Annotated in this window: 1 pseudogene; it reads right to left on the bottom strand. The window is 66.7% G+C overall.

Going from position 1 to position 246, the window contains the following annotated elements:
• A pseudogene (locus tag ACLBYB_RS33650) lies at positions 1-211 on the bottom strand (IS481 family transposase); the annotation flags it as partial.
• Positions 212-246 lie beyond the last annotated feature (35 nt).

Below are 246 nucleotides of genomic sequence, written 5' to 3'. Positions count from 1 at the left end.
CCGCCTCGTTCTCGGCCGACAGCACCGTGGATCGGGGTTCTGTGGGGCCCGTCTTCCGGTCAGCCACCGAGGGCCGCTTCTTCCACTTCGCGACGGTCTTTGGGTCGACGCCGTAACGGGCCGCCAGCGCCCTCAGGCTCGCTTGACTATGCTGTATCGCTCGACGGACTGCCGCTGTCGTCGTGGCGCTCCCGTGCTGAACCTGGCCCATAGCGCGTCCTTCCACTCGCGTGAGAAAACTGCACC

The organism is Methylobacterium sp. D54C, from assembly GCF_053345595.1.
The sequence above is the reverse complement of the archived record's forward strand: the minus strand, read 5'-3'. Positions and strand labels throughout refer to the sequence as shown.